Genomic DNA, 14,665 nt, shown 5'->3' with positions numbered 1-14,665 from the left:
GATGAGCACCGCGAAGTCCGTCACGGCCCCCGCCGGGGCGCAGATCGACGAGCTGATCGCCGAGGCGGAGGGCTGGCTCGCTCGCGACCCCGCCCGCTGCCGGGAGCTGGTCGAGCACGCCGAGTCCGCGCTCAACGGTCAGCGCGACGTCGTCCGGGTGGCCTGGATCAGCATGATCCGCGGCGACCTCGCCGTCGCCTGCGGCGAGCTCGGGGACGCTGCCACCGCCTACCGCAACGCGCGGCGCAACTGGCTCGCCGCCGGCCGCCGGCTCGACGCCGCCCGCGCCGCCGCCGGCACGACCGCGGTGCAGCTGCTCGTGGGCGAGTTCGAGGCCGCCGAGGCGGCCCTGCTGCGCCTGCAGGCCGAGCTGGGCCTCGACCACGACGAGGACCCCCGCATCGCCCGGCTCGGCGCGCTCGTGCAGCGACAGCTCGCGGACGCCCGCGCCGGCCAGGGCGACGTGTCCGCCGCGCTGCGGCAGTACGACGCGGCCGAGAACCTGTTCGCGGCGCTGGGCGACGCCGAGAGCATCGCCCACGTCCAGCTCCGGCGCGGCCTGGCCGCCCTCGACGGGGGACTGACGCACAACGCGCTGCTCGAGCTGAACCGGGCCCGGACGACCTACCAGGCCTCCGGCCGGGTCGCCCCCGCGGCGACGGCGACGTCGCTCGTCGCGGAGGCGTTCTCCGCCACGGGGCAGGTCGCCCGCGCGCTCGACGTGCTCGACTGCCTGACCTCCGAGCTGCCGGGCACCCAGTGGCACGCGGCGTACCACGCCCTGGTCCGGTCGGGGGCGCTGCTGCGCGCCGGCTTCGCGGCCGAGGCGCACGCCGAGGCGTGCGCGGCCGAGGAGGTCTTCGTCCAGATCGGCGCCATGGAGCACTCCGCCCGGGCCGCCCTGGCCAGCGCCCGCGCCTCTCTCGCCTGGGGGAAGCGGCGGGCGGCCGCGGCCGAGCTCGAGGTCGCCGAGCGGATCTTCGGCGACTGCGGCAGCCGGCTGATGCGGGTGCGCACCTGGCTCCTGCAGGCCGAGGTGGCCTGGGCGCTCGGCGACGCCGAGGCCTGCCGCGTGGCCTGCGACCGCGTCCTCGCCGCCGAGACCGGCGACACCCCGCCGTACGTCGGCGTCCAGGCCCGCCTGGCGGCGGCCCGGGTCGCGGAGCCCGACGCCGCGGCGACGCTGCTGGAGGACGCCGCCACGCTCGCCTCCCGCAGCGGCATCCCCGAGCTGCGGGTCGACGTGCTGCTCGCGCGGGCGCGCCACGAGCGCCGTACCGGACACGCAGCGCAGGCCGTCGACACCCTGCGCAGCGCGCTGAGCGTCGGCCGGGGCTGGGAGCACCGGCTGGGCCAGCGTGGACCGGTCGTCTGTCCCTCTCTCACCGAGGCCACCGAGGAGCTGATCCTGCTGCTCCTCCAGCGCGGTGACCACGCGGGCCGGCTGGAGGCGCTGCGCCGCACGCGCGCCGCCAAGCGGGCGAAGGTGGACCTGCCGGTCCGGCGGCCGCGGGACGCGATGCCCGACCTGGCGACCGACCCGGTGACCGACCCGGCGGCCGACCCGACCGCCCCCACGGGGCGCCTGCGCCTGGAGCGGCTGCTGTCCGACGCCCTCACGCCGGTCACCCTGACGGCCGACGACGGCGACGAGACCCTGCCCGCCGTCCCCTACGGCTCGCTCGTCGAGTACTACGTGGCGGGCGACGACGTCGTCGTGTACGTCGTCCGCGACGGCCACGTCGACGCGCGGATCCTCTCGGGGGCCGCCGACGGCAGCCGGCGCCTGGTCAGCGCGTGGCAGCAGGAGTGCATGCTGATGGCCCCGGGTGGCCGCGACCACGCCGGGTTCACGTTCTCGGCCGCGCTGGAGGGCCTCTTCGAGCTGCTCCTCGCGCCGGTGGTGGACCTGCTGGCCGACCTCGACGACGAGCTCCAGGTGGTGGGCCACCGGCACCTGCACACCGTGCCGTTCGACGCCCTCCTCGACGAGGTGGGCCCGTGGTACGCCAACCTCGACCGGCCGGTCCCGCTGCCCGATCGCACGCCCGCGGGCGCCGCGGACACCGAGCTGGCGGCGCTCGTGCTCGCCGTACCGGACGAGAACGCGCCCTCCATCGCCGCGGAGGCCGAGATGATCTCCGGCGCGCTTCCCACGGCGAAGGTCCTCGTCGGCGGCGAGGCCACCCGGGACGTGCTCGTGAACTGCGCGCGCGGCGCCGACATCGTGCACCTCGCCTGCCACGGCGTGTTCCGCCAGGACGACCCGATGTCGTCCGGGCTCCGGCTCGCCGACGGCTGGCTGCAGGCGCGCGACATCGCCGGGTCGGGTGCGCTGGACGGGGCGGTCGTGGTGCTGAGCGCCTGCAGCTCGGGCCTCTCGGCCGACTACACCACCGAGCCCGTCGGGCTGGCGTCGGCGTGCCTGGCCGCCGGTGCGCGGGGCGTGGTCGCGGCGCTGTGGGCCGTGGACGACGAAGTGACGCTGGAGCTGATGACGCACTTCTACCAGGCCCTCGCGGCCGGGGTGGAGCCGCCCGCGGCCCTGCGCCGGGCGCGGCGGCAGGTGGCCCGGCGCTACCCGCACCCCTACTACTGGGGGCGTTCCGGTACGCCGGCCGCACCGACGCACCCCGGTAGCGATGGATTCGCATGGATCAATCGGTGCGCGCCGTGCACTAGTTGCACATGGTCACTCGATCCACGTCCCCTGGCGCCGAGGCGGAGGCGCACGCGGCGACCCTCCGCGCCACCCGTGACGCCCACCGCGAGGCCCAGGCCATGCTCGCCGTGGCCAGCCAGGCGAGTGAGGAGGCCGAGCGGGTCGTCCTCGAGGCGCGCGAGGCCGCCGAGCGCGCCCGCCAGGAGCTGGCGGACTGGGCCGCCGCCCAGCGGGCCCAGGTGGACTCGCTCGCGGCCGACCTGGCCGAGTCCGCCCACCACGACGCCGACGTCATCCGGGCCGAGGCCCTGCGGACGTCGATGGCGGAGGCGGAGGAGACCGCCCGCCTGTACGTCGCCGAGGCGGCCGTCGGCGCCCAGCGCGACGCCGAGGAGATCAGGGCCGCGGCGCGGGCCGTCCTCCGGCGCGCGAACGAGCTCGGCGAGGAGGTCACCGAGGCGATCTGGGACCTGACGTCCGCGGCGGCGGCGGTCACGACGCGGCTCCAGGGCGCCCGCGCCATGATGGAGCAGCTGCTCGCCGAGGGCCCCTTCGCGGGCTCGTTCGACGACGCCGACCAGGGTGGGGACGACCGTGGGGACGAGGAGGGCTGACCGGCTGGGATGATGCACGGGTGAGCACCGACCTGTACGCCGTCACCGTCCTCGGCCACGACCGCCCCGGCATCATCGCCGCCACCACCGCGGGCCTCGCGCAGCTCGGGCTCAACATCGAGGACTCGACGATGACCCTGCTGCGCGGGCACTTCGCGATGATGCTGCTCTGCCGCGGCGCCGCCGACCCGAGCGCGATCGAGGGAGCGCTGGCCCCGCTGACGGCCGACGGCGACCTCGACGTCGCGGTCCGCCCGGTCACCGACGAGCCCACGCCCGCCGCCGGCGGCAGCGCGTGGGTGCTGACCGTCCACGGCGGCGACCGCTCCGGGATCGTCTCCGAGGTGGTCGGGCAGGTGGCCGCCGCGGGCGGCAACATCACCGACCTCACCACCCGCCTCGCCGGCGACCTCTACCTGCTCGTCGCCGAGCTCGACCTGCCGGTCGGCGCCGACGTCGCCGCGGTCGAGGGCGCCATCCGCGCCGCGGCCGAACGGGTGGGCGTCACCGCGACGCTGCGCGCGGCCGAGGCCGACGAGCTGTGAACACCCCACGGCGTTCTTCTCCTCCGCTGCGCTCCCCCGAACAACGCCACGGGGACCCCGTGAGCTCGGTCGAGGGCGGCGAGCGGGTCGCCGGCTGGTCCGAGGCCGAGCTCGGGGTCGAGGGCAGGGTCCTCGACGTCGTCCGGGCCCCGGCGGGGGTGCTCTCCACCCGCGGCGCCGACGTCGACCCGGCCTCGCCCGAGATCGTGCAGCTCGCCGCCGACCTGGTCGCGACGATGCGGGTCAGCCCGGGCTGTGTGGGCCTCGCCGCCAACCAGGTCGGCGTCGGCGTCCGGGTCTTCTGCGTCGACGTCACCGAGCACCCGAAGTCCCGCACGAAGCACGGCACCTTCGTGCTCTGCAACGCCGAGATCGTCGAGTCCAGCCGCAACGAGAAGGCGCGCGAGGGCTGCATGAGCGTCCCCGACCTCACCGGCGACGTGAAGCGCGCCTCCCGGCTCACCGTCCGCGGCCGGCTCCCCGGCACCGGTGAGGAGGTCACCTTCGCCACCGACGCCTTCGAGGCCCGCGCCCTGCAGCACGAGATCGACCACACCGACGGCCTCCTGTTCCTCGACCGGGTCGCCGGCGCCCACGCGATCTATCCTCGCCAGACCTATCTGTAGAGACCTGTCTGTAGGTTGCGCGCGTGGAGGTTGTGCCGCCCCCGTATCCCAATCGGCAGAGGAAGCCGTCTTAAACACGGTGCAGTCTGGGTTCGAGTCCCAGCGGGGGCACGAAGAGTGTGAGAACACGTTGTGAGACATCGTGCGATCTCCACCGTCCGTGGCGGTTGTCAGACCTCTGCGCCGCGAGCGCCGGAAGGCTGCTGACTGTCTGCGAGGTCCGGGATCGCGGTGGGCCGGGGACCTCGGGTGGCGACCAGAAGGACCAGTGCGGTCATGATGACGACGCCGGCCCACATGGCGTCCTGCCAGCCGATGATGAAGGACTGGTGGGCGGCGGTGGTGATCTGATGGGCGTAGTCACCTGCGGTGTGGCTGACGGCGTCGGCGTTGGCGACTCCCTCGCTGGCGACATCGGCGAGGGCGGCGGGGACGCCGTCGAGGCGGCTGCCGATGGCGCTCTGGTAGCCGGCGGTGAGGAGTCCGCCGAGCATGGCGATGCCGAGCGCGGCGCCGAGCTCGCGAGTCAGGTCGTTGAGGGCTGAGGCGACGCCTTGCTGCTCGCGGGGCAGCGAGGAGGTGATCGCCTCGGTCGCCGGTGTCATGGTCAGCCCGGCTCCCAGGCCCATCGCGATCAGGCCGGGCAGGACGCTGAGGTAGCCGACATCGGCGGAGACGAGTCCGGCCATGAGTGCCAGGCCGATGGTGGCGACGCCAAGACCGACGGTCATCGCCGCGCGTACGCCGACGCGGGCCGCGAGCCTGGGAGCCAGCCCGGAGGCGAGCATCATCAGCAACGCCATGGGCATCAGGGCGAGGGTCGAGCGCAGCCCGCTCCAGCCGAGCACGACCTGGAAGAACGGGTAGAGCATGAGTGCCACTCCGCCTTGGACGCCGAAGAGGACGAGCAGCAGGGTGGAGGCGGAGGAGAGCCCGCGGGTGCGGAAGTGGCGCACGTCCAGCAGGGGATTCGGCTGTCGCAGCTCCCAGGCGACGAAGCCGATGGTCGCGACGGCGGCCACGACGAGCGTCGTCACGATGACCGGGGCTGTCCAGCCGTGTCCGGGTGCCTCGTGCAGGGCGTAGGTGAGTCCGACGACGGCGACGACGGAGGCGAGGGCGCCGAGCAGGTCGAACCGTCCCAGGGCGTGTTCGCGGGAGTCGGGGATGGCGCGCAGGCCGATGGCGGCCGATACGGCCGTGAGGACCACCGGTAGCGCGAAGAGCCACCGCCACGAGGCGACGTCGACCAGCAGCGCCGACAGGTACATCCCCATGATCCCGCCGCCGCCGGCGACCGCGGTCCACGTGCCGATCGCCTTGGACCGCTCCGCCTCGGGGAACGACGCGGTGATCACCGAGAGGGTGACCGGCATGATCATCGCCGCGCCGACACCGCCGAGCAGCCGGGTGCCCAGCATGATCTCTGCGGTCGGCGCGAGAGCGGCAGTGACGTTGGCCGCCCCGAACACGCTCAGCCCGGTGAGCAGGACCGGCCTGCGGCCCCACCTGTCGCCGGCCGCACCGAGCGGCAGCAGCAGCGCGGCCAGGGTGAGGGTGTAGGTGTTGATGATCCACAGCACCGTTCCCTGGGAGGCGTCGAGCGTCTCGGCCAGCTGTGGCTGCGCCACGTTGAGTCCGGAGACCGAGGCGACGACGGCCATCAGCGCGACACCGACCGCCCACAAGATCGCCCGGCGTCGCCGGGGGTCGGTGATCACGGCGGTGTTCGAGTGCGCCTCAGAGAGCGACGATGGCATGGATGGAGGTCCTTTCAGGCATGACGCAGTGTCGGTCCGCCTCGACGGGCGCCCGAGTGCAGGTGGGAGGCGGGAAGCGCGGCTCAGAGCCGGTGGAGCCGTACGACGAGGTCGTTCAGCTCGACCGGGGGCCAGCACTCGAGGCTGCCGGGGCAACGGTCCGGGTGTTCTCGTAGCAGGCCACGATCGACCAGCCCGGTGCGGCGAAGAGCTCGGTGACGCCCGCCAGGGTGGCGGTGGCATTCTCCGCATGCCCGTCGTCGCCGGGTGGGCTCACCTGTTGATCGCCATGTCCTCCGGTGTGGTGGCCGCGGAGGTGAGCGACGATCAGGAGGGTTCCGCCGGGTGCGACCCAGGAGGCGATGTGGCGGTAGAACGGGAGCTGTCCGGTCGCCGGATGGGCGTAGCTGGTCACTACCAGGTCCCAGAGGCGTCCTGGTTCCCAGCTCGACAGGTCGGCCTGGATCCATTCGACCTGTCCTGCCAGTCCGGCGTCGCTGGCCCGGCGTGCTGCCGCCTCCAGTGCAGTCGTGGAGATGTCGGCGCCGGTGACCTGCCAGCCCTGCTCGGCCAGCCACAGCGCCTCGGCTCCGGTTCCGGTTCCGGCGTCCAACGCTGTCCCTGTGCGCAGGTGAGCTGTCTCGGCAAGCAAATAGGGGTTGACCGGCAGCTGCCGCCCGGACATCGCGGACCCGCCCGCGCCCCAGTGCCTCTCCCAGTAGGACTGGTCGAATTCGTGATCCATCGCTGTTCGCCTCTCTGTGCCAGCGCGCCGCTCTTGCGGCTTCGATGCCAGCATCCGCAGAGGAGGGCTGTACGGCAACGTTTGTTGCCAAATGGCAAACTCGGTGCCATGGACGAGCAGGGCGAGACCACACTGGAGGCCGTCGGCCCCCGACTGAAGCACCTCCGGCTACGGCGCGACGTCACCCTGACCCAGCTCGCGGAGGCGACCGGGATCTCCACCAGCACCCTGTCCAGACTCGAAGCCGGACTCCGCCGACCCACCCTGGAGCAGCTGCTGCCGTTGGCGCGCTACTACGGCGTCACTCTCGACTCTCTGGTCGACGCCCCCCGCACGGGAGATCCCCGTGTCGATCTGCGGCCCATGTCGTGCGGCGACGGGTCGGTCATCATCCCGTTGACCCGCCGGCCCGGTGGCATCCAGGCCTACAAGTTCGTCCTGCCCGCCGGCAGCGACGAGACCGTCCCCGACCTGCGCTCACACGAGGGTTTCGACTGGGCCTACGTCCTCAACGGCACTCTGCGGCTGGTCCTCGGCGACCAGGACCTCCTGCTCGGCCCCGCGGAGGCCGTCGAGTTCGACACCCGCACGCCCCACTGGTTCGGCTCCACCAGCCGCGGTCCCGTCGAATACCTCAGCCTCATCGGGCGCCAAGGCGAACGCACGCATCTCCGCGCCACGCCCAGGTGAGCTCCTTCGGGCTGATGCGTCGGTGCTCCGATGGTGGACTGCTGCGGCTGATGATCCACCCGGCCCCTTCTGCTCTGAGCAGAACCGCTCGGCGACCCGGCCGCTGGGCCGGACTGCCGATCTACGATGAGGCATGGCCGAGGAGCAGAGCGCGGCGGAGCCGCTGTGGCGGGACCTGGTGGGACGACGGCTGCGCGACCTGCGCCGCGAGCGTGGGGAGACCCTCACGGAGACGGCGGGCCGGGCGGGGATCTCACCGCAGTACCTCTCGGAGATCGAGCGGGGCGTGAAGGAGCCGAGCAGTGAGATGATCGCGGCCGTCCTCGGCGCCCTCGGCACGACGCTCCTCGATCTCACGGCCGGCGTCGCCGGCGACCTGTACGCCGCCGGCGCGCCCGCCCGCCTGCAGCCGGTGTCGCAGCCCGTGTCCCAGCAGGTCGCCTCGGTCTACGCCCTTGCCGCCTGAGCGATCCCGGGCTGTCATGTATCAGGACATCCCTGACAGTTCTGTATCAGTAGATTCCTGACGTTTGGGCGGCGTTGGGTCCTGACACTTCTGGCTCTGTTGAGCAGTGTCGAATGAACCTGTTGATCCCCGTGTCCGACTCGCTATCGCACTGTGGCCTGATGACGCTCCCCGCGGTGCGGTGTCCACCTTCTGTGCCGAACACGGGGTGTCGAGGGAAACGTTCTACATGCTCAGGCGGCGTGCGGCCGCCGACGGTCCGGCAGCAGCTCTGGAGCCGCGATCGAGGCGTCCGCGGACCAGTCCCAACAAGGTCGGCGACGATGCGCGTGAGCAGGCCCTGGGCGTGCGGGCAGCGCTGGAGTCGTCTGGCTTGGATCACGGGCCGATCAGCGTCCACGACAAGATGATGACGATGGGCTTTGAGCCCGTCCCGTGGGGGTGTCAGATGGTCTGTGTAAGGGGTCGGTCTCAGCAAAGGAACGATGATGACTGCTGTGACCGAAGGGACCGGGCGACCGGACTACAAGAAGGCCGCCGCGGCCGCGCGTGCTGACCGGGCTGACATGCCCGGCGCGAAGGCCGCGGCTGAGCTCGCCAAGTCAGGCGCGCTGGACGAGCTGTTCGCCAAGATCGACGCCGGTGAGATCGAGTTGACCGGCGATGGCGGGTTCATCCCCGGGCTGCTCAAGGCCACCCTGGAACGCGGTCTCCAGGCCGAGCTCACGAGCCATCTGGGCTACGAGAAGGGCGCGCCCGAGGCGTCCGCGATCGCGAACTCGAGGAACGGCACGAGCCCGAAGAAGGTCGCCACCCAGGCCGGTGAAGTCGATCTGGCGGTTCCGCGCGACCGTGACGCGACGTTCACCCCAACCCTGGTCCCGAAAGGCAGCCGGCGGCTGTCAGGGCTGGACGAGATGATCATCTCGCTCTACGCGGGCGGGATGACGGTCCGCGACATCGCCCACCACCTCGCGTCCACGATCGGGACCGAGCTGTCGCACGAGACCATCTCGAACATCACCGACGCGATCGCCGAGGAGATCCTCGAGTGGCAGGCCCGGCCGCTCGATGCGTTCTACCCGGTGGTCTACCTGGACGCGATTGTCGTGAAGGTCCGCGACGGCGCGCACGTGATCAACAAGTCCGCTCACATCGCCGTCGGGGTCGACATGGACGGCATCAAGCACGTCCTGGGGATCTGGATCCAGACGTCCGAGGGCGCGAAGTTCTGGGCCGGGGTGTGTGCCGAGCTCGCCAACCGCGGCGTCCGCGACGTCCTCATCGTGTGCTGCGACGGCCTCACCGGGCTCCCAGAGGCGATCGAAGCGACCTGGGCCCAAGCGACCGTGCAGACCTGTGTGGTGCACCTGATCCGCGCGTCGATGCGGTTCGTCGCCTATGGCGACCGCAAGGCCGTGGCGAAGGCGTTGAAGCCGATGTACACCGCCTCGTCCGACAAGGCCGCCCGCGAGGCGTTCGCAGCGTTCCAGGACTCGATCTGGGGCAAGAAGTACCCCCACGCCGTGGCGACCTGGGACGCGGCGTGGGAGCGGTTCATCCCGTTTCTGGCGTTCCCGCCCGAGCTGCGTCGGGTGATCTACACGACGAACTCGATCGAGTCGTTGAACTACCAGTTGCGGAAGGTCACCAAGAACCGCGGCCACTTCCCCAACGACGAGGCCGTGGTGAAGCTGTTGTGGCTGGCGATCTGCAACATCGAGGACAAGCGAGCCCGCGAACGTGCCAAGGAGCGCGGCAAGCCGGCCGCGGAGCGCAAGGCCAAGCCCCGGCTCGTCGAGGGGCAGGTCGTGACGAACTGGAAGCAGGCCCTGGGCCAGCTCGCGATCGCCTACCCCGACCGCATCAACCCCTACTTGTAAGAGAAACCCAACCCACGAGGGACCGATCGCTTACACAGAAATCTTGACAAGCTCCGTCCCGTCGGTCGCGACGCTGGCGCGGATCTTCCGTGAGGAAGGTGTGGCGCGCAAGGAGCCTCGCAAGAAGCCGCGGTCGGCCTGGCGCAGGTTTGTGTATCCGGCCCCGAACGCGTGCTGGCAGATGGACGCCACCGAATACGTGCTCACCGGCGGCAGGAAGTGCGTGATCTTCCAGCTCCTCCTCTTCATTCGGACGACCACTCCCGCTACGCCGTCGCCTCCCACGTCGCCTCTCACGTCGCGTGGGGCGAGACATCCGCGGCCGCGATCGTGGTCTTCGACAAGGCCGTGGCCGCGCATGGAGTCCCACAACGGCTGCTGTCTGACAACGGGACAGCGCTCAACCCCTCCCGACGCGGATTCGTGGGCCAGCTTGTCGAGCACGTGTCGTCCTTGGGTGTCGAGGCGATCACCGGCAAGCCCTACAAGCCCACGACTCAGGGCAAGAACGAACGGTTCCACCAGACGCTGTTCCGCTATCTCGACAAGCAGCCCCTGGCCGCCAGGCTCGCCGAACTCCAGGCCCAGGTAGACGCGTTCGACCGCATCTACAACACCGAGCGTCCCCACCAGGGACTGCCGGGCCGGGTCACACCACTGACGGCATGGGAGGCCACCGCCAAGGCCGAAGCGCCGCGCCCCAAGCCCGAGGAGCCCTTCCTTGTCCAGGCCCTCACCAAGCACCTTCAGCCCTCGACAGCGCCGCAGGACCTGCCGGCCGGCACCAGTCTCAGGAGGTTGAGCACCGCGGGCACCTTCATGCTGGCCGGAGTCAACTACAAGGTCGACGGACGCTACGGCTTCCAGCAAGTCCTGGTCATCGTCGAGGGCGACACCATCACCGTCGCCGACCTCGAAGGCGAGATCCTCATCGAGCACCAACGCGCCCCCGCCGGCGTCCGATACGTCGGCAACGGCCGACCACCCGGAGGACGCGGACCCGAAGAAGTGTCAGGGAAGTCCTGAGACACCTTCTGTCAGGGATGTCTTGATACAGAACTGTCAGGGATGTCCTGAGACAACACATGAGCGATCCCGGGCACGTCCCGCGCCTCGATCACGTGGTCGACGAGCCCGTACTCCCGCGCCGCCGTGGCGGTGAAGACCCGGTCGTGGTCGGTGTCCGCGCGCAGCGTGGCGGTGTCCTGGCCGGTGTGCCGGGACAGGATCCGCTCGATGTCGGCGCGCACCCGCACCACCTCGTCGGCCTGCAGGATCAGGTCCGGGATCGCGCCACGGCCCTGGGCGGCAGGCTGGTGCAGCACGACGCGGGCGTGGGGGAGCGCGGCCCGCTTCCCGGCGGCGCCGGCGGCGAGCAGCACCGCGCCGACCGCGATCGCCTGTCCCACGCAGGTCGTCGCGACCTGTGGGCGGATGAACTGCATGGTGTCGTGCACCGCCAGCATCGCGCTGGGGTCGCCGCCCTCGCAGTTGACGTACAGCTGGATGTCGCGGTCGGGGTTGTCGGCCTCGAGGTGCAGCAGCTGCGCGACGAGGGAGTTCGCGACGCCGGCGTCGATCGCCGTGCCGAGGTAGACCACCCGCTCGGTGAGCAGGTGGGAGTAGACGTCCATGATCCGCTCGCCGCGCGGGTGCTGGGCGATCACGTTGGGGACCAGGTAGCTGCTCATCGCGCCGCCTCCGCGACGAAGGTGCCGAGGCCCACGTGGGCCCGCCGCGGCGGCGCCAGCACGTCGTACGACGACACGATCTCGTCCACGAACCCGTAGTCCAGCGCCTCCTGGGCGGAGTACCACCGGTCGTGCAGCGAGTCCTCGAAGACCCGCTCCACCGGCTGCCCGGTGTCCTCGGCGATCAGGGCGAGCACGGTGTCGCGGGTGTGCCGCAGGTCCTGCGCTTGGAGCTCGACGTCCACGGCCGTGCCAGCGATCCCCGCGGAGCCCTGGTGCATGAGGATCCGCGCATGCGGGAGCGCCCGCCGCTTGCCGCGGGTGCCGGAGGACAGCAGGAACTGCCCAGCGCTGCAGGCGATGCCGAGCGCGAGGGTCGCGACGTCGCAGGGAATCAGCCTCATGACGTCGCGGATCGCCAGCATCGCCGGCACGGACCCGCCGGGGAGTGGATCCACAGCGCCACGTCGGCGCTCGGGTCGTCGGCGGCCAGGCCGACCAGCTGGGTGGTCAGCAGCACGCCGTTGTCGTCGTCGAGTGCTCCGTCGAGGACCAGCACGCGCTGCTGGAGCAGCTCGCGTCGTACCCGGTCGTCGAACATCGGGGGTCGGTTGTCATCGCTCATGTCGCCACTGTCGGCGCTGCCACGGCCGCGGGCCAGGCGGATCCGCCCACGGCAGCGGGCCGCTGCCGGCAGCGGATCTTGACTTCAGGTCCACCTGAACCGGGACAGTGGACCCATGCACCGTCACGAGCACCACCACGACCAGACCCTCGCCGAGCTGCGGGACGCGCTGACCGCCGGCTTCTGGGACGAGCGGTACGGCGGCAGCGACCGGGTCTGGAGCGGCCGGCCCAACCAGCGGCTGGTCGAGCAGGTGGCGGACCTGACGCCGGGCACCGCGCTCGACGTGGCCTGCGGCGAGGGCGGCGACGCCGTGTGGCTGGCGAAGCAGGGCTGGCGGGTGACCGCGGTCGACGTGTCGCAGGTGGCGCTGTCCCGGGTCGCCCAGCACGCCGAGGAGGAGGGCGTCGCCGACCGGCTCAAGGTCGGCTTCTACGACGCCCTGGCCGATCCGCGACCCGCCGGCCGGCGCACCTTCGACCTGGTCACGGTCAGCTTCCTCCACGTCCCGGTGCCGGACTTCGCCGACGTGTACCGGGGCATCGCCGAGGCCGTCGCGCCGGGCGGCCGGCTGCTCGTCACCGCCCACCACCCCGATGACGTCGCCACCGGCGCGCGCCACGACCACGGGCCGGGGCTGATGTTCGAGCCGGAGCGGGTCCTGGAGACCCTCGGCGCGGACCGGCCCGGCGGCCCGTGGGAGGTCGAGGTCGCCGACACGCCCGTCCGGGAGCAGGAGACGCCCGACGGCCCGCTCGCGGTCCGCGACACGGTGGTCCGCCTGCGCCGGCGCTGACCGGGTGACGCGAGTCACCTTCCGGGCCGGGTGTCGTTGAAGGGGCGTGCTGTGTAGAACACGTTCCACCGCTCTGCTCGTCGCGACCGGCCTGCTCGCCGCCGTCCTGGCCACGACGGCGCCCGCCGACGCGATCCGCCCGGCGCCGTCGGCACGGGCGGCCGCGCCCCAGGACGACCCGCCCCAGCTGCGGCGCCAGGGCCGGTGGCTGGTCGACGAGCAGGGCCGGGTCGTGATCGTGCACGGCTTCAACCTGGTCTGGAAGCTCGACCCCTACGTCCCGCCGGACTCCGCCGAGGGGTTCACCGCGGCCGACGCGGACTGGCTGGCCGAGCACGGCTTCAACGGCGTCCGGCTCGGTACGCTGTGGGCCGGCATCACCCCGGACGCGCCCGGCGTCGGCGACCCGTCGTACCGCGCCGGCTGGCAGCGGGTCATGGACCTGCTGTCCGACCGCGGGATCTGGATGCAGCTGGACATGCACCAGGACCAGTGGCACGAGACGTACGGCGGCGAGGGGGTCCCCGACTGGGCGGTGCACCGCCCGGCCGTGCTCGGCCTGCTGCCGCCGGTCAACCTGCCGTTCCCGATCGGGTACTGGACGCCCGAGAACTCCCTGGTCTTCGACCAGTTCTGGGCCAACCGGCACGGCGGCATCGACCACTGGGCCGCCGCCTGGCGGATCGCCGCCGAGTGGTGGCGGGACCAGCCGCACCTGATGGGCTACGACCTCATCAACGAGCCGTGGATGGGCCTGGAGTGGCTCTCCTGCTTCACCGGCGGCTGCGCCGGTGCCTACCAGCGCGAGCTGCAGCCGGCGTACGAGAAGGTCACCCGCGCCATCCGGGAGGTCGACCCCGACAATGTCGTCTGGTGGGAGCCGCAGCAGCTCGCCGCCGGGCGGCCCGTGCCGACGTACCTCGAGCCGATGGCCGGCGAGGGCCAGCTCGGCTACTCCTGGCACAACTACTGCCAGGACGTCTTCCTCGAGTCGCAGGGGCTGCCGGTCGGCAACGTCGAGAACTGCTGGCGGTTCAGCCGGGAGCGGACCTCGACCGCGCTCGCCCAGGCCGACCGGATGGACGCCGCGCCGATGATGAGCGAGTGGGGCGCGACCGACAACCTGCGGGCGATCGAGATCGACGCCGCGGTCGCCGACGAGAGCCTGATGGGCTGGACCCACTGGGCCTACAAGCAGTGGCAGGACCCGACCACCGCCGACGACGCGCAGGGGATGTTCCGCGACGACACCGACTTCGGCTCGGTGAAGGAGGAGAAGCTCCGCCTCCTGGTCCGCACCTACGCCCAGGCCACCGCCGGCACGCCGCTGGCGATGAGCTTCGACGCGGGCACCGGCGACTTCTCCTACCGCTACCGCTCCAACGGGATCGACGCGCCGACCGAGATCTTCGTCAGCCCGCTGCACTACCCCGACGGGTACGACCTCGCCGTGACCGGCGGACAGTGGGCGCCGGGCACCGGCGGCCGGATCGAGGTCCGTCCCGACGTACCCGGTCAGGAGGTCGCCGTCCGGATCACCGCCCGCTGAGCGCGTCCCGGGA

13 protein-coding genes, 1 tRNA gene and 1 pseudogene are annotated in these 14,665 nt (G+C 71.9%); 10 read left to right on the top strand and 5 right to left on the bottom strand.

Annotated elements, in window-relative coordinates:
* The first annotated feature begins 1 nt into the window (after position 1).
* The 4 genes from FIV44_RS04830 (at position 2) to FIV44_RS04815 (ending at position 4,558) form a co-directional block, all read left to right on the top strand.
* A complete protein-coding gene (locus FIV44_RS04830; protein WP_141003470.1) occupies positions 2-3,136 on the top strand; it encodes a CHAT domain-containing protein in 3,135 nt (1,044 codons plus the stop codon).
* Between the two features lie 160 nt (positions 3,137-3,296).
* Positions 3,297-3,821: a glycine cleavage system transcriptional repressor gene (locus tag FIV44_RS04825; RefSeq protein WP_219996295.1), complete on the top strand. Its 525-nt coding sequence runs from the start codon at positions 3,297-3,299 to the stop codon at positions 3,819-3,821.
* Between the two features lie 59 nt (positions 3,822-3,880).
* Positions 3,881-4,447 (top strand): peptide deformylase, encoded by a 567-nt coding sequence (gene def / locus FIV44_RS04820; protein ID WP_141003469.1) that lies wholly within the window; start codon positions 3,881-3,883, stop codon positions 4,445-4,447.
* Positions 4,448-4,484: 37 nt separating this feature from the next.
* Positions 4,485-4,558: transfer RNA gene (locus FIV44_RS04815), tRNA-Leu, on the top strand.
* Between the two features lie 59 nt (positions 4,559-4,617).
* Here FIV44_RS04815 and FIV44_RS04810 read toward each other — a convergent pair.
* Both FIV44_RS04810 and FIV44_RS04805 read right to left on the bottom strand, forming a co-directional pair.
* A complete protein-coding gene (locus tag FIV44_RS04810) occupies positions 4,618-6,168 on the bottom strand; it encodes an MFS transporter (protein WP_246086811.1) in 1,551 nt (516 codons plus the stop codon).
* Positions 6,169-6,322: 154 nt separating this feature from the next.
* A complete protein-coding gene (locus FIV44_RS04805) occupies positions 6,323-7,006 on the bottom strand; it encodes an SAM-dependent methyltransferase (RefSeq protein WP_246086810.1) in 684 nt (227 codons plus the stop codon).
* 54 nt (positions 7,007-7,060) lie between these two features.
* Here FIV44_RS04805 and FIV44_RS04800 point away from each other — a divergent pair, with 54 nt between their 5' ends.
* The 3 genes from FIV44_RS04800 (at position 7,061) to FIV44_RS04785 (ending at position 9,991) form a co-directional block, all read left to right on the top strand.
* Complete coding sequence (locus FIV44_RS04800; protein WP_141003467.1) at positions 7,061-7,642, top strand: helix-turn-helix domain-containing protein; 582 nt, start codon at positions 7,061-7,063, stop codon at positions 7,640-7,642.
* Between the two features lie 133 nt (positions 7,643-7,775).
* Positions 7,776-8,108 (top strand): helix-turn-helix domain-containing protein, encoded by a 333-nt coding sequence (locus FIV44_RS04795; protein WP_141003466.1) that lies wholly within the window; start codon positions 7,776-7,778, stop codon positions 8,106-8,108.
* 566 nt (positions 8,109-8,674) lie between these two features.
* On the top strand, positions 8,675-9,991 hold the full coding sequence (locus FIV44_RS04785) for an IS256 family transposase (protein WP_141007732.1): 1,317 nt from the start codon (positions 8,675-8,677) through the stop codon (positions 9,989-9,991).
* A gap of 30 nt (positions 9,992-10,021) precedes the next feature.
* Here FIV44_RS04785 and FIV44_RS33885 read toward each other — a convergent pair whose 3' ends face one another.
* On the bottom strand, positions 10,022-10,435 hold the full coding sequence (locus tag FIV44_RS33885) for a hypothetical protein (protein WP_219996294.1): 414 nt from the start codon (positions 10,433-10,435) through the stop codon (positions 10,022-10,024).
* Between the two features lie 9 nt (positions 10,436-10,444).
* Between FIV44_RS33885 and FIV44_RS33880 the strand changes: the two genes are divergently transcribed.
* Complete coding sequence (locus tag FIV44_RS33880; RefSeq protein ID WP_219996293.1) at positions 10,445-11,017, top strand: integrase core domain-containing protein; 573 nt, start codon at positions 10,445-10,447, stop codon at positions 11,015-11,017.
* Between the two features lie 11 nt (positions 11,018-11,028).
* On the opposite strand, the gene FIV44_RS04775 is transcribed toward FIV44_RS33880, so the two are convergent.
* Together FIV44_RS04775 and FIV44_RS04770 are read right to left on the bottom strand one after the other, a co-directional pair.
* On the bottom strand, positions 11,029-11,682 hold the full coding sequence (locus tag FIV44_RS04775; protein WP_141003464.1) for a ClpP family protease: 654 nt from the start codon (positions 11,680-11,682) through the stop codon (positions 11,029-11,031).
* A pseudogene (locus FIV44_RS04770) lies at positions 11,679-12,283 on the bottom strand (ClpP family protease). The gene FIV44_RS04775 and the pseudogene FIV44_RS04770 overlap by 4 nt, the downstream one beginning before the upstream one ends.
* 139 nt (positions 12,284-12,422) lie before the next feature.
* Here FIV44_RS04770 and FIV44_RS04765 point away from each other — a divergent pair.
* Both FIV44_RS04765 and FIV44_RS04760 read left to right on the top strand, forming a co-directional pair.
* A complete protein-coding gene (locus FIV44_RS04765) occupies positions 12,423-13,103 on the top strand; it encodes a class I SAM-dependent methyltransferase (RefSeq protein WP_141003463.1) in 681 nt (226 codons plus the stop codon).
* A 46-nt stretch (positions 13,104-13,149) separates the two neighbouring features.
* Positions 13,150-14,652 (top strand): cellulase family glycosylhydrolase, encoded by a 1,503-nt coding sequence (locus tag FIV44_RS04760; RefSeq protein ID WP_141003461.1) that lies wholly within the window; start codon positions 13,150-13,152, stop codon positions 14,650-14,652.
* Positions 14,653-14,665: the final 13 nt, after the last annotated feature.

Origin of the sequence: Nocardioides humi, assembly GCF_006494775.1 — a bacterium.
Taxonomy (GTDB): Bacteria; Actinomycetota; Actinomycetes; order Propionibacteriales; family Nocardioidaceae; genus Nocardioides; species Nocardioides humi.
This window is presented reverse-complemented; position numbering and strand designations above follow the sequence as displayed.

Bases quoted from the DNA above. Each gene is read 5' to 3' on its own strand.
- FIV44_RS04830 (WP_141003470.1), top strand. From the start codon at position 2: ATGAGCACCGCGAAGTCCGTCACGGCCCCCGCCGGGGCGCAGATCGAC.
- FIV44_RS04805 (WP_246086810.1), bottom strand. From the start codon at position 7,006: ATGCTGGCATCGAAGCCGCAAGAGCGGCGCGCTGGCACAGAGAGGCGA.
- FIV44_RS04800 (WP_141003467.1), top strand. From the start codon at position 7,061: ATGGACGAGCAGGGCGAGACCACACTGGAGGCCGTCGGCCCCCGACTG.
- FIV44_RS04795 (WP_141003466.1), top strand. From the start codon at position 7,776: ATGGCCGAGGAGCAGAGCGCGGCGGAGCCGCTGTGGCGGGACCTGGTG.
- FIV44_RS04785 (WP_141007732.1), top strand. From the start codon at position 8,675: ATGCCCGGCGCGAAGGCCGCGGCTGAGCTCGCCAAGTCAGGCGCGCTG.
- FIV44_RS04775 (WP_141003464.1), bottom strand. From the start codon at position 11,682: ATGAGCAGCTACCTGGTCCCCAACGTGATCGCCCAGCACCCGCGCGGC.
- FIV44_RS04765 (WP_141003463.1), top strand. From the start codon at position 12,423: ATGCACCGTCACGAGCACCACCACGACCAGACCCTCGCCGAGCTGCGG.